The following is a 22,507-nucleotide window of genomic DNA, read 5'->3' as shown; positions in this document are numbered from 1 at the left end:
TGCGTAAGCCGCCGGCCGTTAACTGACGGCTCGCCGTTCACCCGGATGAGCACGAACATGCCCATCGATGAACGGCTATCGAAGAGCGAACTCGACAGTTTCGCGTACGCCCTATTGCGTGAAATGTCTTTTGGTGCAAGGTTTGTCGTGCGCGACCTGGTAGTTCCGGTCAGGTATGGCGAGTGCCGTACCGCCCGGTTTGCCCGAACCGTGCGACGCGTCGTGGCATTGACAGGAATTCAGCCCGGCGCATGCGCCGCCCAGCTACTCTCGGACCGGCGTCACTTGGTTACGGAACCGAATCCCAGGAGTTGGCGAAATGACGGTCTCGTCCGAATTGTCCAGCGCGGCCTGGGCTGCGAGTTTGCCCGCGTCGTTGCGAGGCAACCTCGTATCCCTCGAGGAGGCGTATTTCCGCCACGTCGACGCGGGCGACGCCGACTGCGCTATCCCCGTGACTTCGACTCAAATCTTCCGCTGCCAGATCGATCTGGCGGCCGAGCGCACCCTCGGCACCGCGAATCTGCGTGTCTACCATCCGGAGGACGACGCCGACCTCGGCGCGGCGGTCCAATTGGTCACCGAGGATATGCCGCTGCTGGTCGAATCGGTCACCGCGTACCTGAGCCGCATGGGCGTCAGCGTCAGCGAGGTCGTGCATCCCATCTTCGAGGTCACCCGCGATGCGTCGGGGCGGCTGGAAACCGCTGTCCCGCACGGGGTGGACGGCAATGGCAGCACCGGTCTGCGCGAATCCTGGATGCACGTGCAACTGCATCCCTCCACCAGTCGTGAACAGCTCGAACAGGTCGCGCTGGGCCTGCCCGATGTGCTCACCGATGTGCGCCAGGTCATCGGCGCGACCGGGGCCATGCGCGAGGCGCAGAGCCGGGTGGCCGATGAACTCGACAATGCCGCCAAGGCGGGCGCATCCCCGTTCACCGCAACAGATCTCACCGATTGCGCCAATCTGCTGCGCTGGCTCGCCGACGGTCATTTCACCCTGCTCGGCTACGCGCGCTATGAGCGCAGCACGGTGGACGGCCGGGCCAAGTCGGTCATGGCGCCGGGAACCGGTCTGGGCGTACTTGGTTCGCCGGACGGCACCGATTTCCGCGTCCCGGACAACAGTGGCGCCGCACCGCTGCTCATGCTCACCCAGGGGCTGGTCCCGGCCACCGTGCATCGCGCGGTCTACCCGTACTTCGTCGGCGTCGCCGAAATAGACGAATCCGGCAGTGTCACAGGCGAACACCTCTTCATCGGCGTCTTCACCGTGACCGCCCTGCACGAGAACGTGCTGGACATCCCCGTTATCGAACGGCGGGTGCGCACCCTCATCGAGGCCAGCGGTTTCGATCTGGATTCGTTCTCCGGTCAGCAGATGCTCGAGGTCATCCAGTCCTTCCCGCGCACCGAACTGTTCTCTTCCGACGGTGCCGCCCTGCGCCGCACCGCCAGCGCCGTGCTGAATGTCGGTATGCGCCGCCAGGTTCGGCTCTTCATGCGGATGGACGGCTACGGCCGCTTCGTGGCCTGCATGGTGTACCTGCCGCGCGACCGCTACACCACCCGGGTCCGGCTGGAAATGCAGGACATCCTGGTGCACGAGCTCGGCGGCGACTCCATCGACTATTCGGCGCGCGTTTCCGAAAGCGACCTCGCCAGTGTGTATTTCACGGTGCGGCTGCCCGATGAGGGCGCGATCGCCGATACCGATGAGCCCAACCGGCTGCGCATCCAGCATCTGCTCGCCGAGGCCACCCGCACCTGGGAGGACCATCTGCGCGATGAGGTGGCGACCTCCACCGTGCTGGATCCGTCCGTGGTGCAGCGCTATGTCGACGCCCTGCCGGAGAGCTACAAGGAGGATTTCGGCGCCGCCCGCGCGGTCGCCGATATCGTTCGGCTGCAACGGCTTCAGGACGGCGGCATCGACCAGTACCTGTACCGGAACGGCGATTCCGACCCCGGCTCCTGGCGCTTCACCCTCTACATCGGCGGTAACGGCATCTCGTTGAGCCAGGTGCTGCCGGTTTTGCAGAGCCTGGGCGTCGAGGTCATCGATGAGCGCCCGCACCAGCTGGAATTCGATTCCGGTCCCGAGCAGTGGGTCTACGATTTCGGCCTGCTGGCCCGCCCGGAACTGCTGCGCGCCGCCCTCGATCGCAATATGGACGCCGAACTGGTGGAGTCCTCCGCCCGGTTGAGTGCCCTCGACGATCAGGTGCGCGGTCTGCGTGAGCGTTTCACCGCCGCGTTCGAAGCGCTCTGGTACGGCCGCGCCGAGGCCGACGGGCTGAACGAACTGGTGCTGCGCGCCGATCTGCACTGGCGCACCGTCTCCATCCTGCGCGCCTACGCGAAATACCTGCAGCAGGCCGGATTCCCGTACAGCCAGGCGAATATCACCCGCGTGCTGCTCGCCTATCCGGATGCCGCACGCATGTTCGTCGACCTCTTCGCCGCGCTCTTCGATCCCGATTCCGCCGACGAGAGCCATGCCCGCGATCTGGAAGGCGCCATGCGCCACCGCATCGACGAGGTGGTGAGCCTGGACGCCGACCGCATCCTGCGCGCCATCCTCGGGCTCATCAAGGCCACCCTGCGCACCAACTACTACGTCACCGATGCCGAGGGCCGCTCCCGCGACTACCTCTCCTTCAAGGTGGAGCCGCGCGAGATCGCCGAATTGCCCAAGCCGCGACCGCAATTCGAGATCTTCGTGTACTCGCCCCGGGTCGAGGGCGTGCATCTGCGCTTCGGTCCGGTGGCGCGCGGCGGATTGCGCTGGTCCGACCGCCTGGAGGATTTCCGCACCGAGATCCTGGGCCTGGTCAAGGCACAGGCGGTGAAGAACGCGGTCATCGTGCCGGTCGGGGCCAAGGGCGGTTTCGTGGTGAAACAGCCGCCGCTGGCCACCACCGATCCGGTGAACGATCGCCAGGCCCTGCAGAACGAGGGCGTTGCCTGCTACCGCACCTTCATCTCCGGTCTGCTCGATGTCACCGACAATGTGGATCGCGCTACCGGACAGGTGATTCCGCCCGCGCGGGTGCGCCGCCTCGATGACGATGACACCTACCTGGTGGTCGCCGCGGACAAGGGCACCGCCACCTTCTCCGATATCGCCAATGATGTGGCGAACCAGTACGGCTTCTGGCTGGGTGATGCGTTCGCCTCCGGTGGTTCGGTGGGTTATGACCACAAGGCCATGGGCATTACCGCTCGCGGCGCGTGGGAATCGGTGAAGCGGCATTTCGCCGAAATGGATATCGACACCCAGACAACGGATTTCACCGTGGTCGGTGTCGGCGATATGAGCGGCGATGTGTTCGGCAACGGCATGCTGCTGTCCCGGCATATCCGCCTGGTGGCCGCGTTCGACCACCGCAATATCTTCCTGGATCCGAATCCCGACGCCGAACGCTCGTTCGTCGAACGCGAGCGCATGTTCGCACTGCCTCGTTCGTCCTGGGCGGATTACGATCGTTCGCTGATCAGCGAGGGCGGCGGCGTTTTCGACCGCACCGTGAAATCCATTCCGATCAGCGCGCAGGTTCGCGAGGTGCTCGGCCTGGCCGCCGATATCACCGCGCTGTCCCCGCCGGAATTGATGCGCGCCATTCTGACCTCACCGGTGGGTCTGCTCTGGAACGGCGGTATCGGCACCTACATCAAGGCCAGCACCGAGACCAATGCCGAAGTGGGCGATAAGTCCAATGACGCGATCCGGGTGAGCGCGAATGAATTGCGCGTCAAGGTGATCGGCGAAGGCGGCAACCTGGGCGCGACGGCCCTGGGCCGCATCGAGTTCTGCCGCCTCGGCGGCAAGATGAACACCGACGCGCTGGACAATTCCGCGGGCGTGGACTGCTCGGACCACGAGGTCAATATCAAGGTGCTGCTCGACGGCGTGGTGTCGGCCGGGCAGCTGCTGCCCGCCGAGCGCAATCCGCTGCTGGCCTCCATGACCGATGAGGTCGCCGCACTCGTCCTGCGCGACAACGTCTCCCAGAACTACCTCATGGGCATGTCCCGGGCCGAGGCCCCGCGCATGCTGAACGTGCACCAGCGCGTGATCGAGGAACTGGAGACCCGCCGCGGCCTGGACCGCGAACTCGAGGCGCTGCCCAGCGATGCCGAGATGAAGTCGCGCCAGGAGCAGGGCGCGGGCCTCACCTCGCCGGAACTGTCCAATCTCATGGCGCACGTGAAGCTTTCGCTCAAGACCGATCTGCTGGCCAGCGATCTGCCGGACAGCGCGCACTTCTCCGCGCGGCTGCCGCAGTACTTCCCGACACCGCTGCGCACCCGCTTCGGCGCGGCCATCAAGAAGCACCGGCTGCGCCGTGAGATCACCACCACCATGCTGATCAACGAGATGGTGGATCTGGGCGGCATCACCTACGCGCATCGGCTCAATGAGGAGATCGGCGCGACGGCCTCGGACGCGGTGCGCGCCTTCACCGCCGCCACCCAGATCTTCGGACTGCACACCACCTGGGATCGCATTCGCGCCGCCGATATCTCGACCGGTATGAAGGACGCGCTCGAACTCGAGACCAAGCGCACCCTGGATCGCGCCTCGCGCTGGCTGCTCAACAACCGCCCGCAGCCCATCGCGGTCGGCGCGGAGATCCACCGGTACGCGCAGGAGGTGCGCCAGCTCTCGCCCAAGGTGTCGGGCTGGCTGCGCGGACATCACATCGACACGCTGAACGAGCAGTCGCGGGCGATCATGGCCCAGGGCGCGCCGTCCGAGTTGGCGACCGAGGTGTTCGGGCTGCTGAACCTCTTCCCGCTGCTCGATGTGATCGATATCGCCGATATCACCGATCGCTCGGGTGAGGAGGTGGGTGCGCTGTACTACGCGCTCAACGATCACCTCAAGATCGATTGGCTGTTGCAGGCGGTCAGCCACCTGGAACGCGGTGATCGCTGGCACGCGCTCGCCCGGCTCGCACTGCGCGACGATATGTACGGATCACTGCGCTCGCTGACCCTCGATGTGCTCTCCGCCGGTGACCCGGAGGAGACGGCCGAGGAGAAAATTGCATACTGGGAGTCGAAAAATCAGTCCCGTCTGGGTCGCGCCCGCGCCGCCCTGTCGGAACTGTTCGAATCCGGAACCCACGACCTGGCCACGCTGTCCGTTGCGGCGCGACAGGTACGCAGCATGGTGAGCGGGGTGGGCGCCCAATCGGAGGTACCGCGTTGACGAGTGTCGGTTCATTGAGTGACCAGGGCAAGACGCAGGCGCAACCCGCCCGCTTCCACACCAGGGTCGAGGTGCGCTGGTCCGATATGGACGCCTTCCAGCACATCAACCATGCGCGCATGGTGACCCTGCTGGAGGAGGCTCGCATCCCCTGGTTGTTCACCGATGACCGGCCCACCGTGCGGTTGCGCTCCGGCTGCGTGCTCGCGGATCTGCGCGTGCAGTACAAGGGTCAGCTGCGGCATGAGGATTCACCACTGGATGTGTCCATGTGGATCGATCGCATGCGCGCGGTCGACTTCACCGTCGGCTACGAGGTGCGGGCCGCGGGTGCGGACCCGGCCTCCCCGCCCGCGGTGATCGCCTCCACCCAGCTCGCCGCCTTCGATATCGACACCCAGCGACTACGCCGCCTCGACCCCGCGGAACGGGATTACCTGTCGCTGTGGCTGGCCGACTGAGCCTCACCACAGTGACGTTCGGCGAACACACCCTGCACGTGCCGGATCCCGCGGAACGCGAGAATCTGGCCGCTTTCATCACCCATGCGGTGCGATTGGATCCGGGCGCGGTCATTCGGCTGCGCCGGCGCGGGGATCGCTATGTCTCCGCCTGGGCCGGAACCGGTTTCGAGGCGCTGGCGGTGCGCACCCTGGTGGCCGAACTCGGCACCGACGATGTGACCGTGAGCGGTGACACCGTGCTGTCCGGGCTGCACGGGCCGGGCTCGGCGCAGCCGTTCCCGCTCGGCTACGCCATGGATTCGGCGTGGCGCAGCGCGCTGCCGCCCGAATCGGGGTTCGTGCACATCGATGACATACCGGCCCGCATGCTCGTCGAATTGGCCGAGCGCGGTGCGGAATTGGCGCAGGAGCACGGGTCCAGCCACGGCCCGCCCGCCTCGCTGCTGGATCAGACGGTGCTCACCGTCTCCGGCGCGGGGGAAGAGGTCGAGGTGCCCATGCGCGTCGTATTCGCGCTGGCCGCAATGGATTTCATCCCGCACGGCGGTGAGAAGACCGACTCGCGTCGCATTTCGGTCGATGAGATCGTGCGGGTGCGGGCCGCCCGCACCTGGCTGCGCCTGGACGCCCGCTACGGTTCGGTGGCCCGCCGTCGCGGTCCCGCGATTCCGCTGCTCTCGCACTGACTTTCGCGTGTCGATCGCTGCCATCGATATGCCGATGGCAGCGATAGAATTCCCGATTGGCCGGTGCAGTCCGCCGTGGCTACCTTGAGCGCATGAGTGATATCGGCATCGTGACCGAATGGATCAATATCGAGGTCGATGGCGCGGTGATGGCTGCCTTCCTGGCTCGGCCGGAGGCGCCCGGTGACTATCCGGGAGTCGTTGTCGGACACGAGATCTACGGTCTGCACGATTCGGTGCTCGCCGCCGCCGAGCGCCTCGCGGCCTTCGGCGTGACGGTCCTGGTCCCGGATCTCTTCTATCCCACCGAACCTCGTGCCCACCTGGACTGGACCCCCGAAGGCCGGGAACGCGGACTGGAATTGCTGCGCACCCTCGACCGCCCGGGCGTGCTGGCCGACATCTCCGCCTGCCTCGAGGAACTGAAGCGCCGCAATGCCACCTCGGTGGGCATGGTCGGCTTCAGCGCGGGCGGCCACGTCGCCTACTACGCCGCCACCCAACTCCCGCTGAACGTCGTCGCCGCCTTCTACCCCGGCTGGCTCACCAACACCGAAATCCCGCTCTCCACACCGGAACCCACCATCGAGTCCACCGCCGGAATCACCGGCCGAGTCCTACTGTTCTTCGGCGGCCTCGACCCGCTCATCGACGCGGAAGCCCGCGAAGAACTCGAAAAAGCCCTCTCCGACAACAACATCGACCACGAACTCATCGTCTACGAGGACGCCCCGCACGGCTTCGTCTACCCCGGCCGCGACTGGTACCGCCCCGAATACGCCGAGGATGCCTGGACCCGCCTGGTAAACCTGCTGCGCGCCTGAGACTTTCGTCAGTGCACGCCGAGCATTCGCAGTCCCGCGGTGACAACGGCCGCCGCGAGAATCACCACCAATAGCGGCGCTCGCCGCCACGCCAGCACGGCGGCGGCGAGCACCCCCGCCGGAAGCGCCAGCCCGAAATCTCCGGACCCGGACGGCACCAGCGTGGTGACCGCCAACGCCGCCAGCAGTACTACCGAGGCGATCTCGAGCAGCTTCACGGTTCGCGGCGAGACCTTCACGCGGCTGCGCAACGCCGGTCCGGCGAATCGGAAAGCGTAGGTGCCCACGGCAAGTGCGATAACTCCGACAAGCAGTGTGCTGGTCATCTGGGCCCCTCTCGCGGGATTCGTTCCGGTGGTCGTTGACATCGGGTTCTGGGGAGCAGCTCTACTGCGAGCCGGAAAAATGCTGCGCCGCAGGGGGTTAGGTGTGTGTGCCGCTCGATACCATTGGCGCGGACCTCATCTCGGCTTTGTTCGCGGTAGCGCGCATGTCCACATCGGTCGAGTCGACCGCCCCGGCGCGGCCGGTCATACCTGCGGTGTCGCTCGTCTCGGCGGGCATGTTCGTTCCGGGGGTATCGACCGGATCGGCGGAATCGGCCTCTCCCGCGCGCCTCACGACCAGAAGTACGGCGGTCAGTGCGAGTAGGACCGGCAGGCCCGCGCCCAGGAAGGGGGTGGAGATCGCGGCGATGGCCGCTCCGGCGAGTGCGGCGGTGCGAGTGAGTCGATCGCGCAGGGCGGGCAGTACCAGGGTGATGAGCACCGCGGGGAAGACCGCGTCCAGGCCGAAGGCGTTGGGGTTGGGGACGACCGAGCCGAGCATCGCGCCGACTGCCGCGCCCAGTGGCCAGGCGGCCAGCACCGCGAGGCCGCAGAGCCAGTAGGCGGCGCGGCGGCGGGTGCGGTCGGGCTGGGCCAGGGCCATGGCGACCGATTCGTCGTTCATGACGTGGGTGCCCACGAGCCGCCGCCAGCCGGTGCCGACGACGTCGGGCACGGATAGCCCGTAGGGCACGTGCCGGGCGTTGACCAGCAGTCCGGCCAGCACGGCCGCGATCAGGCTGCCGCCCGCGGTCAGAATGCCCAGGAAGACGAATTCGGATCCGCCCGCGACCACGGCCACGCTCAGCAGCATGGGTAGCCAGGTGGGGAATCCGGCAGTCACGGCCGTAGCGCCGTAGGACACGCCGATCATGGCGACCGCCAGGCAGATCGCCGCTATCCCCGTCAGTACACCCCGATCGAGTGTTCGCCATATCGAACGCATGCCGTCTATAGTGAACGCATCTCGTTCGCTAAGTCAAAGGATTCCCGTCGCCGACGTTCGGCCATGTCGTCGTGCCCATGACCAGGCGATTTATCCGCGGTGTAGTTCGATCCGGCGTTGGAAACTCCGTCGCACCTGTACGCCGGACCCGCGTGGCCGAAGTCGTGTTCCCGGTCCCGCGCCGGTACTGTGTGAAGCCGATATGACCGTGTCCGACAGCCCCTCCGCCGCGTCTCCGCAAGAGGCGATCGCCGCTGCCCTGCGCCGTGAGCGCGCCCGAGCCGGGCTCTCGCTGACCGAGGTGGCGAAGAAGGCCGGAATCGCGAAATCGACTCTCTCGCAATTGGAGTCGGGATCCGGAAATCCCAGCATCGAGACCTTGTGGGCGCTGTGCGTGGCGCTGGATATCCCGTTCTCCAGGCTGCTTGATCCGCCGCGGCCGATGGTTCAGGTGATCCGCGCGGGGGAGGGCGCGATGCTCGCCTCATCGCAGTCGGAATATCGAACGACGCTGCTGGCGGCTTCTCCGCCCAATGCGCGGCGCGATATCTACCGCATCAAGGCCGAGCCGGGGCACTCGCGTGACTCGGATCCGCACAGTCACGGCGTTGTCGAGCACATCGTGCTCGGTGGCGGGCGCGCGAAAGTCGGTCCGGCCGATGCTCCGGTGGAGCTGAATCCGGGGGACTACATCTGCTACCCCGGTGACTCACCGCATGTGTTCGAGGCGCTCGAGCCCGGCACCTGGGCACTGCTGGTCAGCGAATACAGCTGAATCGGGTGGGCGTCTGTGTCAGGCGGCGCCTTCGCCGAGGTACTGCAGCCAGGTCGGGTCCAATTCCGAACTTGCGGTGAGTAGTCGCCAATGCGGACCCTTGGGGGACACCAGTTGATGGTGCAACGTCCAGCCCAATTCGCTGAGCAGTTTGTCGGCCTTGCGGTGATTGCAGGGGGCGCAGGAGGCCACGCAGTTCTCCCACGAGTGCGCGCCGCCGCGGCTGCGCGGGATCACGTGGTCGATGGTCTCGGCCTTGCCGCCGCAGTACGCGCAGCGGTATCGATCTCGGTGCATGAGCGCGGCGCGGGTCATGGGCACCCGGGCGCGATAGGGGACGTGCACGTAGGTGCGTAGTCGAATCACCGAGGGGAGCGCCACCGAGGTGCCGGCGGAATGTACGACCGGACCTTCGGGATTGTCGTGAACGGTATGCGCCTTATCGCAGATGAGCAGTACGACGGCGCGGCGCGCGGATAGCGCGGTGAGCGGCTCATAGGTGGCGTTCAGGAGCAGAACGCGACTCTTGCTCCAGCTCAGGCCGGGAGTGACATCGGCCGGGCGATGCGCGGAATGATCATGATGCGCATCCGGATAGGAATGTTCGGACAAGATGTGCAGCGGAGTAGCCCCCGACCCACGATTGTGGACATCGGCGGGCTGGAGTTGTCGGTGCGTGCGCGCCTCGTGCCGGGCGCCGTGCCGCTGCTTCATGGGCTATACCCCGAATTCGTATTCGTCCGATGGTGTGGTAATCGGCAGACTGCCACCCAGTTGACCATGGAACGGCGCACATTGCACGGTGATTTCGCACATTGTCGGGCACAAACGGATGAACGACACATGACGGTATGAAACACCGCCCGCGACCAGCCGGTTCCCGCAAGATCATCCCGTCTCGACCCCGCCCCGGGCCGTGCGATATCGACGCGACGGGCACAATGGGGGCGTGACTTCCGGCGAGCAGACAGCGACCTCCTTCTATGAGGCGGTCGGCGGGGCAGCGACCTTCGAGCGGATCGTTGCCGCTTTCTACCGGGAGGTGGCAGCCGATGAGGTGCTGCGCCCGCTTTACCCCGAAGAGGATCTCGGGCCCGCCGAGCGCCGCTTGCGGATGTTCCTGGAGCAGTACTGGGGTGGCCCGCGCACCTACGGTGAAGAGCGCGGACATCCGCGTTTGCGGATGCGGCATCACCCCTTCAAGGTCGGTCCGATCGAGCGTGATGCCTGGCTGCGCGCCATGCATATCGCGGTCGCCGAGATAGAGCCCGCACTGCTCGACGACGCCCACCGCAAACAGCTGCTCGACTACTTCGAGATGGCCGCCAATTCGCTCATGAACTCGCCCATCTGAATTCGTGCCGCAGAAGTTGTAGGCCCCCAGAGCCTTTCCGGTTCCACGGCTCGCCCGCTGATCATTTGCTGAATCTGGACAAGTGTCGTCGTCACCCCCTCGAGTGTCGGCGGGCTGAGGCACCATTACGGCTGTGACCGACAACTTCGCCGCCGTGCCCGGCGCTGTTCCTTCCGCCGTGCCGGATGCGCTGTTTCCGCAGCCGCCGTGGTGGCGATCCGCGGTGTTCTATCAGGTGTATCCGCGCTCGTTCGCGGACTCCGATGGTGACGGCGTCGGTGACCTGCGCGGATTGCGCGACAAGATGGGCTATCTGGAGTTGCTGGGGGTGGACGCGCTGTGGATCTGCCCGGTCATGCGCTCGCCCATGGCCGATGGCGGCTACGACGTCTCCGATCCACGCGATATCGATCCGCTGTTCGGCGGGCTGGCCGCGCTGGACGATCTGATCGATGAGGCGCACCACCGGCATATCCGGGTCACCATGGATCTGGTGCCCAATCACACCAGCGATCAACATCACTGGTTCCGCGCGGCGCTGGCGTCCGCGCCGGGGAGTCCCGAGCGCGCCCGCTACTGGTTCCGGGACGGGCGCGGGCCGGATGGCAGTGTGCCGCCGAACAATTGGCCCGGTATCTTCGGCGGCCCGGCCTGGACCCGCGTCATCGAGGCCGATGGCAGACCCGGGCAGTGGTATCTGCATCTGTTCGCGCCGGAACAGCCGGATCTGAATTGGGAGAATCCGGAGGTGGCAGCGGATTTCGAGCAGACCATCCGGTTCTGGCTGAATCGCGGTGTCGACGGATTCCGTATCGACGTCGCGCACGGAATGGCCAAACCCGCTGGTCTACCCGATATGGAACTGCCCACCCGGCCCATCGGCGATGACCATTTGGTGGTGCACGACGATGATGATCCGCGCTTCAACAATCCGGGCGTGCACGAGATTCACCGCCGCCTGCGCCGGGTTATGGACGAATATCCGAACGCGGTGTCCATCGGTGAGGTGTGGGTCGACGACAACATCAGATTCGGCGAATACGTCCGTCCCGATGAGCTACATCTGGCATTCAATTTCCGATTAGCGGAGACGCCGTTCCATCCCGACAGAATCCGTGACGCCGTGGACAATTCGCTGCGCGCGGTCGCGGCGGTCGGCGCGAGTCCGACCTGGACGCTGTCCAATCACGATGTCGAGCGCGAGGTCAGCCGGTACGGCGGCGGGGCGCTGGGGCAGGCGCGGGCGCGGGCCATGATCATGCTGGAGTTGGCGCTGCCGGGCAGCGTATTCATCTACAACGGTGCGGAATTGGGTCTGCCCAATGTCGACGATCTGCCCGAGGAGGCGCTGCAGGATCCGACCTGGGAGCGTTCCGGGCATACCCAGCGCGGGCGGGACGGCTGCCGGGTGCCGCTGCCCTGGGAGGGGGAGCGGCCGCCGTTCGGATTCACCTCGGGGACGCCGTGGTTGCCGATGCCACCGCAGTGGTCGGGGGTGACGGTGGAAAAACAGTTGGAGCGTTTGGACTCCATGCTGTCGCTGTATCGGATGGCGATCGAATTGCGGGCCGAGCGAAAGGAATTCATCGGGCCCGGACTGGAGTGGTACGGAAGTCCGCCCGGTTGCTTGGCATTTCGGCGTGAAGGCGGGCTGTTGTGTGTGCTCAATGCCACAGATGCGGCGATTAGTCTGCCCGCGGGTGAGGTGTTGCTGACGAGCGCTCCGATTAGCGCTGGAAAACTTCCGGCAAACTCGACTGCGTGGCTTGTTTGAGCGGAATCACGACGACACGTGCGCGCACACGCTCACCGGTCGGTCGCGACGATCCGGGCATCGATTACCGTTGGGCTGTGAGCATTCTCCAGACAGTGCTGATCTACGTCGGCATCCCGCTTGCGATCTATTTGGTGATCGCCGGATTGTCGTTCCTCGGTAAGCCGCTGCCCGGCAAGAAGCCGGACCACTTCGCGCTGGGCGCCAAGTGGACCCAGCCTCCCGTGCTGTGGAGCGCGACGGACGAGGTGACCGGTTCCGGTCATCACGACAATGCTGAGTCATCGCATGGCAACCATGCTGCTATCGAATCCGCCGCGGCGGACCTGATCGGAGGCCGGGCAAGTGGCAAGTTCTAATTGGCCCGCTGTGAACGAGGCCGAGCTACCGCACGGCTACGCCGTCACCGTCAGCGGGCGCGTCTCCGGCGTGCACGAAGCCGGCGATGTGTTCAGCGAGGTGCCGTTCACCGATCACGAGCGCCTGCTCATGGATAACGCGCTCACCGATGCCACCCGCGCCACCAAGGTGCGGTTCAACATCTTCATCGGTGATCTCGGCGCGGATTCCGGCGCCGGCGCGGACGCGGTCTTCCCCGGTACCCCCGAGGCGGCTCGCTCGGTGCTGATCGCCGTCGACCCGAACGCCCGCGCCGTCGAGGTCCGCTCCGGCCGCGATGTCGCCGAGCGCGCCAACGATCGCGTCTGCCAGCTCGGTTCCACCGCCGCCCAGAGTTCCTTCCGCCAGGGCGATCTCATCGACGGCCTGGTCTCCGCGGTGCGCGTCATGGCCGCCGCCATCGGCCGCGTCTGACATTCGCACCGGCGTCGCGAATACGCGCGACGCCGGACCCTTTCGCACCCCTTCCGTCTCCGCGCCCCGGCATGCCCGGTGCCCGCAGAGGGAAGGGGTGCGCTGCTTCGTTCTGCTCAGAGCAGAACGAAGCGCGCCACGGGGCCGGGCCGACTTACGCTCGGACCATGTCCGAGCTGCCGCGTCTCCATTCCATCCCCGGCGGACTTGCCGAGCGGTCCGAAGCACCACGCCCGCAAGCCGTCGGCGAGACGCGCGGTGAACTGACTCGTCCGGCGCTGCAACCGGTCGCCGGTGACCCCGGGAAGCGTCCCGAATCCCGCCGCGCGAATGAGCAGCCCCGGACTCTGCGCGCGGTTCGCGAACCGCTCTGGCGCGAAGTGCTCGGCGCGGAGCTGCGGGCCATGCGTCAGGCGAACGGCGAGAAGCTCGTCGAAACGGCTGGGCGCGCGGGCATCTCGCCGCAGTACCTCTCCGAGGTCGAGCGCGGCCGCAAGGAACCCTCCAGCGAAATGATCGCCGCCCTGGCCGGAGCCCTCGGCACCGATCTGATCGGCCTCACCGAACAGGTAGCCAACGCCCTGCGCCGCCAGCGCCTGGCCGCGATCCCCGCCACCCCACGTCCCGCGCCGGTCCAGCGTCCGACCGCTCAGGCATACAACGCCTTGCTCCTGGCCGCCTGACCCGCCGCCGGATACCACCGGCAACCTCGACTTCGATGGGAGGCAGGGGTATTCGATCGGGAGCGGCCAAGTGGTCAAAGCGTCTCCATCGCCGGTTCTGCCTTCGCTCGCCACTCCGGCATTCATTGTTGGATCTCGGTGACCTCGTGGCAGTCTGCTTCGCCGCCCTCGGGCGCGCGGCGTGCCCCGCTGGTGACTCGCGGAGCGCGGGGCTACACCGCTTCCTCGTCGCGCCCGGTGGGCGGTGAAATCAGGCTCGGGGGTCCAGGATTCGGTCCACGAGGCCGTAGGCGAGGGCGGCTTCGGGGGTGAAGACGCGGTCGCGGTCGGTATCGCGGCGGAGGGTTTCCAGGGGTTGGCCGGTGTGCAGGGAGAGGATGTCCTCGACCTGGCCGCGCAGGCGCACCACTTCGTCGGCCTGGATGATGAGGTCGGGGATGGTGCCGCGGCCGCTGATCGCGGGCTGGTGCAGGACCACGCGGGCATGCGGGAGCATGGTGCGCATACCCTTCGCCCCGCCCGACAGCAGTACCGCGCCGACCGCGATCGCCTGTCCCACACAGGTTGTCGCGACGGGAGCCGAGATGTGCTGCATGGTGTCGTAGACCGCGAGCATGGCGGTCAGGTCGCCGCCCTCGCAGTTGACGTACAGGTTGATCTCCTGGCCCGGACTGTCGGCCTCCAGGTGCAGGAGTTGGGCGATCAGCGCGTTGGCGACGCCGGAATCTATTGGGGTGCCCAGATATACGATGCGCTCGGCCAGTAGATGCGAGTAGACGTCCATGATGCGCTCGCCGCGCGGATGCTGGGCGATCACATTGGGGATGGTGTAGCTGCTCATGCCGAGATTCCCATCTTCTGCTTCTGCGGGATGATCTGCCAGAAGGATTCGACGATCTCGTCGATGAACCCGTACTCCTTGGCCTGGGTCGCGGTGAACCACCGATCGTGCAGCGAGTCCTCGTAGATCTGGTCGAACGGCTGCCCGGTGTCCTGCGCGATCAGCCCGAGCACGGTCTGCACGGTGTAGCGCAGATCATCGGCCTGCACCTCCACCTCGACCGCGCTGCCGCCGATACCGGCCGACCCCTGATGCATGAGGATCCGCGCGTGCGGCAGCGCGAACCGCTTCCCGGGAGTCCCCGAAGACAGCAGGAATTGCCCTGCGCTGCAAGCCAATCCGAGCGCCAGCGTGGAAACGTCGCACGGCACCAGCCGCATAACGTCCCGGATGGCGAGCATCGCGGGCACCGACCCGCCCGGCGAATGAATCCACAGCGAGATCCCCGTCTCGGGATCCTCCGCCGCCAATTGCAACAACTGAGTCATCAACAGCGACCCGTTGTCATCATCCAGCCCGCCGTCCAGCACCAGAATCCGCTTGGCGAAGAGCTGTTCCCGTGTGCGCCAGTTGAACATCGGCGTCTTCTCGTCCTGTGCCATGACTCCACGGTGCCGCACCGGCACCGCGATTTCCGCCGGTGCTGCCCACAGCGGATCCGCTCACAGCAGCGTGAGCGCCTGCGTGCCCCGAAAAGCCCGCAGCCCCTCTCGCGCGAGGCGAAAGGGGCTGCGGGACTTCGGTTTACGGGCTAGCCGCGGTCGAAGGCGCGGGCGCGCAACGAGCGCTCGATGCCCGCTTTGCCTTCCACCACCAGGCGGCGGAGGGCGGGCGGGAGGTCGCCGGAGAGGAACTTGTCGGCGACCGCCACGGCCTCGTCGGAGATGGCCCAGTGCGGGTAGAGGCCGACCACCACGGTCTGTGCGACTTCGCTGGAGCGGCGATCCCAGACGGACGGGATTTCGGCGAAGTAGCGTTCGACGTAGGGGGTCAGCAGGTGTGCCTGGCCGACGGGTGCGAAGCCCGCGACGATGGCTCGGGCGGTGATGTTCGGGACCGAGTCGTCGTCCATGACCGTGGCCCAGGCTTGCGCCTTGACCGGGATCTGGGGGCGGGCGGTGGCTGCGGCGGCGGCTTGGCGGCGGCCCGCGGCGGTGTCGTCGCGGGCGAGTTCGCCGTCGATGACCGGGGTTTCGGTGCCGTCGTTGTCGATATCACCGGCGGCGGCGAGGGCCTGGATGAGTCGCCAGCGCAGGTCGGTGTCGACCACGAGGCCGGGCAGTCCGGCGGCGGCATCGCCTTCGAGGACCTGACGCAGCGCCTCGATGTGGCGGACCGACAGGTGCGCGCCGGTGAGGGCGTTCACGAAGGCCAGCTGGTAATCCGAACCCGGCTCGGCGGCCCGTGCCAGCGACAGCAGGCGGTCGGCGAACTCCGGCCAGCCGGTGTCGGTGGCCCAGTTCGGGTCGGCGTAGGAGGAGATCGCGGTGTGCGCCTGCATGAGAAGGCGTTGCACCACACCGATTTCGGTCTCCGAGCCGACGCCGCGCTGCACCAGCGCCACGAAATCGCGGGCCCGCATCTCGGCCTGCCGGGTCATCTCCCAGGCGGCCGACCAGGCCAGCGTGCGCGGCAGCGGTTCGGCGATATCGGCGATGCGATCGACCACGGTCTCGAGCGAGCCGGAGTCCAGTCGCACCGAGCAGTAGGTGAGGTCGTCGTCATTGACCAGCACCAGCTTGCCTTGCGCGACACCGATCAGCTCGGGCACCTCGGTGCGCTCGGCCGGATCGATATCGAGCTCGACGCGCTTGGTGCGCACCAGCTTTCCGTCCTGATCGTCGTACACGCCGATGGCCAGGCGATGCGTGCGCCGCTCACCCGCGCCCGGCTCCGCGCCGTCCTGGATGACGGTGAACGAGCTGTACTTGCCTTCGCCGTCGACGGTGAACTCCGGCCGCAGGATATTCAGGCCGGTAGTCTTGAGCCACTGCGCGCCCCAATCCGACAGGTCACGTCCGGACGCCTTCTCCAGCGCGCCCACCAGATCGTCGAAAGTGGCGTTGCCGTAGGCGTGTTCGGTGAAGTAGTCGCGCAGACCCGCCAGGAACGGCTCCTGCCCGACGTACGCCACCAACTGCTTGAGCACCGAAGCGCCCTTGGCATAGGTGATTCCGTCGAAGTTCACCTCGACCGCGTGCAGATCCGGGATGTCCGCGGCGATGGGGTGCGTGGACGGCAGCTGATCCTGCCGGTACGCCCAGGACTTCTCCACATTCGCGAAAGTGGTCCAGGCATTGGTGTATTCGGTCGCGCTCACCTGGCACAGCACCGAGGCGAAGGTGGCGAACGATTCGTTCAACCACAGATCGTCCCACCACTTCATGGTGACCAGATCGCCGAACCACATGTGCGCCATCTCGTGCAGCACGGTCTCGCAGCGGCGCTCGTACGAGGCGCGAGTCACCTTGGAGCGGAACACATAATCTTCCAGGAAGGTGACCGCGCCCGCGTTCTCCATTGCGCCCGCGTTGAATTCGGGCACGAACAGCTGGTCGTACTTGCCGAAGGCATAGGGCACACCGAAATTGGTGTGATAGAAGCCGAAGCCCTGCTTGGTTTCGGTGAAAAGCCGTTCGTGGTCCATGAATTCGGCGAGCGAGGCGCGGCAGTAGATGCCCAGCGGGATATCGCCGTGCTCGTCGACGAAGGTGTCGGTCCACTTGGCGTACGGTCCGGCGATGAGCGCCACCAGGTAGGTGCTCATGCGCGGGGTGGTGTCGAAGGTGTGCTCGACGACCGCGCCGATGCTCTTGGTCGAGGTCGTCGCACCGTTGGAGATGACCTCCCAGTCCGCGGGCGCGGTGACGATCACGTCGTAGGTGGCCTTGAGGTCCGGCTGGTCGAAGCACGCGAACATGCGTTTGGCATCGGCGGTTTCGAACTGCGAGTACAGGTACACCTTGTTATCGGTGGGGTCGACGAAGCGGTGCAGGCCCTCGCCGGTGTGCGAGTACTCGGCATCGGCCTCGACGACCAGTTCATTGCGCGCGGCCAGCCCCGTCAGGGTCAGGCCCTTGGATTCGTCGTAATCGCTCACATCGACCGCGACGCCGTTCAGCACGGCCGAGCGCACGCCCGCGCCGACGAAGTCGATGAAGGTGCTCGCGCCCGGCGTCGCCGTGAATGTCACCGTGGAACGCGAGAAGAACAGGTCACTGGTCGCCGCTTCGGCGCTGGTGGGCTGCCCGGTCAGGTCCAGTTCGACGCGGTAGTTATCCACCTGGACCGTCGCGGCGCGCTCGATCGCCTGCTCGCGGGTGAGATTCGGTGCGGACAAGGGTGCTCCTTCGCTCTCGCAAGTGCTGCGGGCGGCGCTGCCCGCCGTAAAGCCAACGTGCCCACAATGCCATGTCGGCGCAGCGCATGGCAGGCGCATGCCTCGTCCCGGCGGGTGCGTAGGAGACAGGAGCGCCTCGGTAGGCTGTGCGGCGGCAGCGATCCAGTCTGAGGAGGACAAAGTTGAAGCACATTCACGCCGGTAAGGTGCGCGACCTGTACGAGGACGGCGATTCGCTGATCCTGGTCGCATCCGACCGGGTGTCGGTGTACGACGTGGTGCTGCCCACCCCGATTCCGGACAAGGGCGCGATGCTCACCCAGTTGTCGAACTGGTGGTTCGGGTTCTTCGACAGCATTCCCAATCACATCGTCTCCACCACCGATGTGCCCGCGGAGTTCGCCGGGCGCGGGGTGCGGGTCAAACCGCTGAAGATGCTTAAGGTCGAATGCGTCGCGCGCGGGTACCTGACCGGTGGCGGGCTGGCCGAATACAAGCGCAGCGGCACCGTATCCGGTATCGCGCTGCCGCCTGGACTGGTGGATGGCGACAGGCTGCCCGAACCGCTCTTCACCCCCTCCTCCAAGGCCGATGAGGGCCACGATGAGCCCATCTCGTTCGCCGATGTGATCAACCAGGAGGGCGAGGAGGTCGCGAACAAGCTCCGCGACCTGACCCTGGAGATCTATTCGCGCGGTGCGGCGCACGCCGCCGAGCGCGGTGTGATCATCGCCGACACCAAGGTCGAATTCGGCTGGGACGGTGACGTTCTCACCCTCGGCGACGAAGTGCTCACCTCCGATTCCTCCCGCTTCTGGCCCGCCGACGAGTACGCGCCCGGCCGCCCCCAGGCGTCGTTCGACAAGCAGTACGTGCGCGACTGGTCCACCGGCACCGGCTGGAACAAGGAGTACCCGGGCCCCGAGCTCCCCGCCGAGGTCGTCGAGGTCACCCGCCAGAAGTACATGCAGGCTTACGAACTCATCACCGGTACACCCTGGGTGAGCATCGCCAAGTAATTCAGGCCGGGACGCGGTCGGCTGCCAGGAAGTCCGAAACGTGTTCCGCGGCTTTGCGTTCGAAGTCGGCGAAGTGGGCGTCGCGGGCCGCACCCTGGACCGCGTCGCCGATTTCGAGTTTGCCCTCGGCGTCCAGACGCTGGGGGCGTTCCTCGGCGTCGGGCAGGACCACTGTGCGGGAGTCGGAGACACCGCAGTAGTACGCGATCGCGCCGCTGAGCTGGGTGTCGAGCATGGTCTGGATGGCCGGGATGATCATGTCGTCGGCGGTCGCGCCCGCCAGCCCGAGCCACAGCATCCGCTTGCCCGCGAGTTTCGGCTTACTGCGCCCGTAGGCGAAACCGTAGTTCCAGACGCGGTCGACCCAGCCTTTGAGCAGGGCGGGCGCATAACCCCAGTAGATGGGGAAGACGGGGATTATCAAGTCGGCGGCCAGGATTCGGCGCATATGGTCTTCGACCTCGGGGGAGTAGGTCTTGTCGCGGTCGTTCCAGTCGGGCTGATCCGCGGTGTTCATGCGCGGGTCGAAACCCTCGGCGGTCAGGTCGAGCAGGTCGACCGCGTATCCGGCGTCCTCGAGCTGGGTCGCGGTGCGGCGGGCGATATGCGCGGTCAGCGAATCGGCGCGATGATGTGAGACGACGATGAGAGCGGTACGACTATCGTTGTGCGACAAGGGAATTCCTCCTGATCGAGCGGTGGTCGTGCGGTGCTGCATCCAGTACACCGGTTGCGGCGTGGACGATCCATGGGTGATCCACTCCGATCGATAGGAATTCGTCTACGCTCGAAGCGTGGACCCCTTGAGTCAGCTGTTGAGCGGAATTCGCGCCGAAGGGTCGGTCGTCACGCACGCGGTGCTCACCGCGCCCTGGACCATTCGCTTCACCGACGGTGCGCCCATGACCATGATCACCGTGCTGCGCGGCGGCGGCACCCTGGTGCTGGCGGACGGCACCCGGCAGTGCCTCGCCGCCGATGACACCGTCATCGTGCGGGGTCCCGAACCGTTCCACTTCACCGATCGCCCCGAATCACTCGGCGTACCGCATACCGAGTACGAGATCGCCTGCTTCACCGAAGTGGACTGCACCGCAGCGGATTTGAGTGGAATCAATTGGGGTGAGGACTCCGGGGAGGCGACCGCCCTGCTGGTCGGCGCGTACCGCGCCTCCTCGCGCCGCCACGAACGCCTGGTGCGCGCCCTGCCGCCCGCGCTGGTCATCCACGAGGACGCCGAGATCTGCCCGTGGATGGAAGCGGTCGCCACCGAGGCGGTCAGCCACAGCGCGGGCTCGCAGGCCATGATGGACCGCCTGCTGGACTGGGGCCTGGTGTGCACCCTGCGCAGCTGGTTCGAACAGGCCGGGGCCGATGCGCCCGGCTGGTATCGCGGCGTCGAGGATCCCCTGGTCGCCCCCGCTCTGGAAGCCATCCACGCCCGTCCCGGCCTGCCCTGGACGGTGGCCACGCTGGCCGCCCAGGCGGGCGTCTCCCGCGCCCTGTTCGCCAAACGCTTCACCGCGATCATGGGCACCCCGCCCCTGGCCTACCTCACCGAACTCCGCATGGAGGAGGCCGAAGAACTGCTCACCGCGACCGATCTCACCGTCGCCCAGATAGCCAGATCCCTCGGCTACGCCGACGCCTTCGGCTTCAGCGCCGCCTTCAAACGCCACCGCGGCCTGAGCCCCACCGGCTTCCGCGCCGCCGCCTGACCGGCGAGATCAGTGCTGTTCGCGTAGCAGTGCCGCTCTGAGTGTCAGGTAATTGCGTTCGGGAGTGCTGGTGGTGCGTCCGGCGGCGGCCGTGTACGCGGTGATCGCCGCCGTGTAATCGCCTGCCATTTCATGGAAGTGGCCGCGTACGGCGTCGAGCCGGTGTGAACCCTTCAGTGGCGCTTCGAGAGTCGCGGCGAGTTCCAGCCCGGCCTGCGGACCGTCGACCATCGCCAAGGCCACCGCGCGATTCAGCGTGACCATGGGATTGGGTGCGATGCGTTCGAGTCTGTTGTACAGCGCCAGGATTCGATCCCATTCGGTGTCCTCGGCCCGTCGCGCCTGGGCGTGCAGCGCGGCGATGGCGGCCTGGATCTGGTACGGCCCGGTCAACCCGCCCGCCAGTGTTGCGGTGATGAGCCGGACGCCCTCGGTGATGGTCGCGCGCTCCCACCGCCCGCGATCCTGTTCGGCCAGCGGAATCAGCTCACCGTGCGCCCCGGACCTGGCGGCCCGCCGCGAATCGGTCAGCAGCAGTAGCGCCAAGAGTCCGGTGACCTCGGAATCATCCGGCAGCAGCCGATGCAGCGCACGGGCGAGCCGAATCGCTTCCGCGGAAAGGTCATTGCGCCGCAGCTCGGTCCCGGTACTGGTATGCCCCTCGGTGAAGATCAGATAGAGCACCTGCAACACCGTGCCCACCCGTGCCCGCCATTGCTGTGGGTAACCGGATTCCCCTGTCTCCGAGCTGCTTTCGCCGGACTCGAAGGGCCGATCCACCGCTGCCAGCCGCTTCTTGGCCCGCGAGATGCGCTGCGCCATAGTCGATTCCGGCAGCAGGAAGGCGCGGGCGATCTCCTCGGTGGAGAGCCCGCCGACGGCGCGCAACGTCAAAGCGATGGCGCTGGCCGGGGACAGTACGGGATGGCAGCACAGGAAGAACAGCGTCAGCGTGTCATCCCGCTCATCCATGGCGTCGGAGAGTTCGGCCGCGGCGGGCACTTCGCGCAGCATGGTCGCGGTTTCGCGATTGCGCCGCGCCACTTCGGCGCGCACGGTGTCGACGAGCCTGCGGGCCGCGACCTGGATCAGCCAGCCGCGCGGATTATCCGGAGTGCCCTCGTCGGGCCACTGGGTGGCGGCCGCCAGCATGGCCTCCTGCAGGGCGTCCTCGGCGGTGTCGAAATCCCCGTAGCGCCGGGTCAGCACCCCGAGGACCTGCGGTGCGAGTGTGCGCAGCAGGTCCTCGACCTCATAGGTGGTGGAGCCCATCGAACCGGGTCACAGATCGCTGGTGGGTGCGCTCATCACCGCGCGCACCTCGATGTATTCGCCGATCGGCTTACCGCCCGGGCCGGGTCCGGCAGAGGCCTGGGCCGCGATCTCCAGCGCCCGTTCCCGGCTGTCGACGTCGATGAGGTAGTACCCGGCGAGGAATTCCTTGGTCTCCGGGAACGGCCCGTCGGTGATCACCGCGGCGGATCGTCCGTCCGAGCTGACCAGCACCGCGTCATCGGGTCCGGCCAGCCCCTGCGCGTCCACCAGCTCGCCGGACTTGGCGAGTTCCTCGCCCAGCGCGCGCTGAAAATCGATGTGCGCCTTGATTTCCTCGGGCGTCCACTCGTTGATCGGCGTATCGCAATGCGCATTGGCCCCGTAGGTCTTGAGCAGCATGTACTTCATGGTCGACTCCTATGTTCGGTGCGCCGGGCGGGCGCGTTCA

General features: G+C 66.6%; 21 protein-coding genes. 12 read left to right on the top strand and 9 right to left on the bottom strand.

All coding sequences use genetic code 11. The features are described 5' to 3' along the window. Window positions 1-319: 319 nt before the first annotated feature. From ACFC0O_RS09950 to ACFC0O_RS09935, 4 genes are all read left to right on the top strand, one after another. Window positions 320-5,221, top strand: coding sequence for an NAD-glutamate dehydrogenase (locus ACFC0O_RS09950; protein WP_375955374.1), 4,902 nt, complete (start codon window positions 320-322; stop codon window positions 5,219-5,221). A gap of 14 nt (window positions 5,222-5,235) precedes the next feature. Further along, window positions 5,236-5,682, top strand: coding sequence for an acyl-CoA thioesterase (locus ACFC0O_RS09945; protein WP_375955372.1), 447 nt, complete (start codon window positions 5,236-5,238; stop codon window positions 5,680-5,682). Window positions 5,683-5,693: 11 nt separating this feature from the next. Then, a complete protein-coding gene (locus ACFC0O_RS09940) occupies window positions 5,694-6,371 on the top strand; it encodes a hypothetical protein (RefSeq protein WP_375955371.1) in 678 nt (225 codons plus the stop codon). 92 nt (window positions 6,372-6,463) lie between these two features. Next, window positions 6,464-7,195 carry a dienelactone hydrolase family protein gene (locus ACFC0O_RS09935; RefSeq protein WP_375955369.1) on the top strand — a complete coding sequence of 244 codons (732 nt, stop codon included), beginning with the start codon at window positions 6,464-6,466 and terminating at the stop codon, window positions 7,193-7,195. A gap of 8 nt (window positions 7,196-7,203) precedes the next feature. Here ACFC0O_RS09935 and ACFC0O_RS09930 read toward each other — a convergent pair whose 3' ends face one another. Together ACFC0O_RS09930 and ACFC0O_RS09925 are read right to left on the bottom strand one after the other, a co-directional pair. Then, window positions 7,204-7,521: an AzlD domain-containing protein gene (locus ACFC0O_RS09930; RefSeq protein WP_375955367.1), complete on the bottom strand. Its 318-nt coding sequence runs from the start codon at window positions 7,519-7,521 to the stop codon at window positions 7,204-7,206. A 97-nt stretch (window positions 7,522-7,618) separates the two neighbouring features. Beyond that, complete coding sequence (locus ACFC0O_RS09925; RefSeq protein WP_375955366.1) at window positions 7,619-8,467, bottom strand: AzlC family ABC transporter permease; 849 nt, start codon at window positions 8,465-8,467, stop codon at window positions 7,619-7,621. Window positions 8,468-8,669: 202 nt separating this feature from the next. Between ACFC0O_RS09925 and ACFC0O_RS09920 the strand changes: the two genes are divergently transcribed. Beyond that, window positions 8,670-9,242: an XRE family transcriptional regulator gene (locus ACFC0O_RS09920; RefSeq protein ID WP_364629400.1), complete on the top strand. Its 573-nt coding sequence runs from the start codon at window positions 8,670-8,672 to the stop codon at window positions 9,240-9,242. A gap of 18 nt (window positions 9,243-9,260) precedes the next feature. Here the strand turns inward: ACFC0O_RS09920 and ACFC0O_RS09915 are convergent, their stop codons facing one another. Beyond that, window positions 9,261-9,956 carry an HNH endonuclease gene (locus tag ACFC0O_RS09915; RefSeq protein ID WP_364629402.1) on the bottom strand — a complete coding sequence of 232 codons (696 nt, stop codon included), beginning with the start codon at window positions 9,954-9,956 and terminating at the stop codon, window positions 9,261-9,263. 235 nt (window positions 9,957-10,191) lie between these two features. Here ACFC0O_RS09915 and ACFC0O_RS09910 point away from each other — a divergent pair, with 235 nt between their 5' ends. From ACFC0O_RS09910 to ACFC0O_RS09890, 5 genes are all read left to right on the top strand, one after another. Then, a complete protein-coding gene (locus ACFC0O_RS09910) occupies window positions 10,192-10,596 on the top strand; it encodes a globin (protein ID WP_375955363.1) in 405 nt (134 codons plus the stop codon). A gap of 178 nt (window positions 10,597-10,774) precedes the next feature. Further along, complete coding sequence (locus ACFC0O_RS09905; RefSeq protein ID WP_375956084.1) at window positions 10,775-12,370, top strand: glycoside hydrolase family 13 protein; 1,596 nt, start codon at window positions 10,775-10,777, stop codon at window positions 12,368-12,370. Between the two features lie 77 nt (window positions 12,371-12,447). Beyond that, on the top strand, window positions 12,448-12,729 hold the full coding sequence (locus ACFC0O_RS09900) for a hypothetical protein (protein WP_364629408.1): 282 nt from the start codon (window positions 12,448-12,450) through the stop codon (window positions 12,727-12,729). Further along, complete coding sequence (locus ACFC0O_RS09895) at window positions 12,716-13,183, top strand: DUF5130 domain-containing protein (protein ID WP_375955361.1); 468 nt, start codon at window positions 12,716-12,718, stop codon at window positions 13,181-13,183. Before ACFC0O_RS09900 ends, ACFC0O_RS09895 begins: the two co-directional genes overlap by 14 nt. 347 nt (window positions 13,184-13,530) lie before the next feature. Next, a complete protein-coding gene (locus ACFC0O_RS09890; protein ID WP_364632717.1) occupies window positions 13,531-13,866 on the top strand; it encodes a helix-turn-helix transcriptional regulator in 336 nt (111 codons plus the stop codon). 250 nt (window positions 13,867-14,116) lie between these two features. Here the strand turns inward: ACFC0O_RS09890 and ACFC0O_RS09885 are convergent, their stop codons facing one another. From ACFC0O_RS09885 to pepN, 3 genes are all read right to left on the bottom strand, one after another. Beyond that, window positions 14,117-14,707 carry an ATP-dependent Clp protease proteolytic subunit gene (locus tag ACFC0O_RS09885; protein ID WP_364629414.1) on the bottom strand — a complete coding sequence of 197 codons (591 nt, stop codon included), beginning with the start codon at window positions 14,705-14,707 and terminating at the stop codon, window positions 14,117-14,119. Continuing rightward, complete coding sequence (locus ACFC0O_RS09880; RefSeq protein WP_364629417.1) at window positions 14,704-15,309, bottom strand: ATP-dependent Clp protease proteolytic subunit; 606 nt, start codon at window positions 15,307-15,309, stop codon at window positions 14,704-14,706. Before ACFC0O_RS09880 ends, ACFC0O_RS09885 begins: the two co-directional genes overlap by 4 nt. Before the next feature lie 149 nt (window positions 15,310-15,458). Continuing rightward, entirely contained in the window at window positions 15,459-18,047 is a 2,589-nt protein-coding gene (pepN, locus tag ACFC0O_RS09875; protein ID WP_375955359.1) for an aminopeptidase N, read from the bottom strand. A 182-nt stretch (window positions 18,048-18,229) separates the two neighbouring features. Between pepN and ACFC0O_RS09870 the strand changes: the two genes are divergently transcribed. Beyond that, a complete protein-coding gene (locus ACFC0O_RS09870; RefSeq protein ID WP_375955357.1) occupies window positions 18,230-19,066 on the top strand; it encodes a phosphoribosylaminoimidazolesuccinocarboxamide synthase in 837 nt (278 codons plus the stop codon). A gap of 1 nt (window position 19,067) precedes the next feature. On the opposite strand, the gene ACFC0O_RS09865 is transcribed toward ACFC0O_RS09870, so the two are convergent. Beyond that, window positions 19,068-19,742, bottom strand: coding sequence for an NAD(P)H oxidoreductase (locus ACFC0O_RS09865; protein WP_375955355.1), 675 nt, complete (start codon window positions 19,740-19,742; stop codon window positions 19,068-19,070). A gap of 118 nt (window positions 19,743-19,860) precedes the next feature. Between ACFC0O_RS09865 and ACFC0O_RS09860 the strand changes: the two genes are divergently transcribed. Further along, window positions 19,861-20,784 (top strand): AraC family transcriptional regulator, encoded by a 924-nt coding sequence (locus ACFC0O_RS09860; protein ID WP_375955353.1) that lies wholly within the window; start codon window positions 19,861-19,863, stop codon window positions 20,782-20,784. A gap of 9 nt (window positions 20,785-20,793) precedes the next feature. On the opposite strand, the gene ACFC0O_RS09855 is transcribed toward ACFC0O_RS09860, so the two are convergent. Next, window positions 20,794-22,056, bottom strand: coding sequence for an RNA polymerase sigma factor (locus ACFC0O_RS09855; protein ID WP_375955351.1), 1,263 nt, complete (start codon window positions 22,054-22,056; stop codon window positions 20,794-20,796). Window positions 22,057-22,065: 9 nt separating this feature from the next. Next, window positions 22,066-22,467, bottom strand: a complete 402-nt coding sequence (locus ACFC0O_RS09850; protein WP_375955349.1) for a YciI family protein — start codon at window positions 22,465-22,467, stop codon at window positions 22,066-22,068. Window positions 22,468-22,507 lie beyond the last annotated feature (40 nt).

Source organism: Nocardia sp. NPDC056100 (assembly GCF_042266325.1).
Classification (GTDB): domain Bacteria; phylum Actinomycetota; class Actinomycetes; order Mycobacteriales; family Mycobacteriaceae; genus Nocardia.
Note: the sequence above shows the minus strand (reverse complement) of the source record. Positions and strands in the feature narration are given on the sequence as shown.

Coding starts and splice junctions, on each gene's coding strand:
- ACFC0O_RS09950 (WP_375955374.1), top strand. CDS start 320: ATGACGGTCTCGTCCGAATTGTCCAGCGCGGCCTGGGCTGCGAGTTTG.
- ACFC0O_RS09935 (WP_375955369.1), top strand. CDS start 6,464: ATGAGTGATATCGGCATCGTGACCGAATGGATCAATATCGAGGTCGAT.
- ACFC0O_RS09930 (WP_375955367.1), bottom strand. CDS start 7,521: ATGACCAGCACACTGCTTGTCGGAGTTATCGCACTTGCCGTGGGCACC.
- ACFC0O_RS09925 (WP_375955366.1), bottom strand. CDS start 8,467: ATGCGTTCGATATGGCGAACACTCGATCGGGGTGTACTGACGGGGATA.
- ACFC0O_RS09920 (WP_364629400.1), top strand. CDS start 8,670: ATGACCGTGTCCGACAGCCCCTCCGCCGCGTCTCCGCAAGAGGCGATC.
- ACFC0O_RS09915 (WP_364629402.1), bottom strand. CDS start 9,956: ATGAAGCAGCGGCACGGCGCCCGGCACGAGGCGCGCACGCACCGACAA.
- ACFC0O_RS09885 (WP_364629414.1), bottom strand. CDS start 14,707: ATGAGCAGCTACACCATCCCCAATGTGATCGCCCAGCATCCGCGCGGC.
- ACFC0O_RS09880 (WP_364629417.1), bottom strand. CDS start 15,309: ATGGCACAGGACGAGAAGACGCCGATGTTCAACTGGCGCACACGGGAA.
- ACFC0O_RS09855 (WP_375955351.1), bottom strand. CDS start 22,056: ATGGGCTCCACCACCTATGAGGTCGAGGACCTGCTGCGCACACTCGCA.
- ACFC0O_RS09850 (WP_375955349.1), bottom strand. CDS start 22,467: ATGAAGTACATGCTGCTCAAGACCTACGGGGCCAATGCGCATTGCGAT.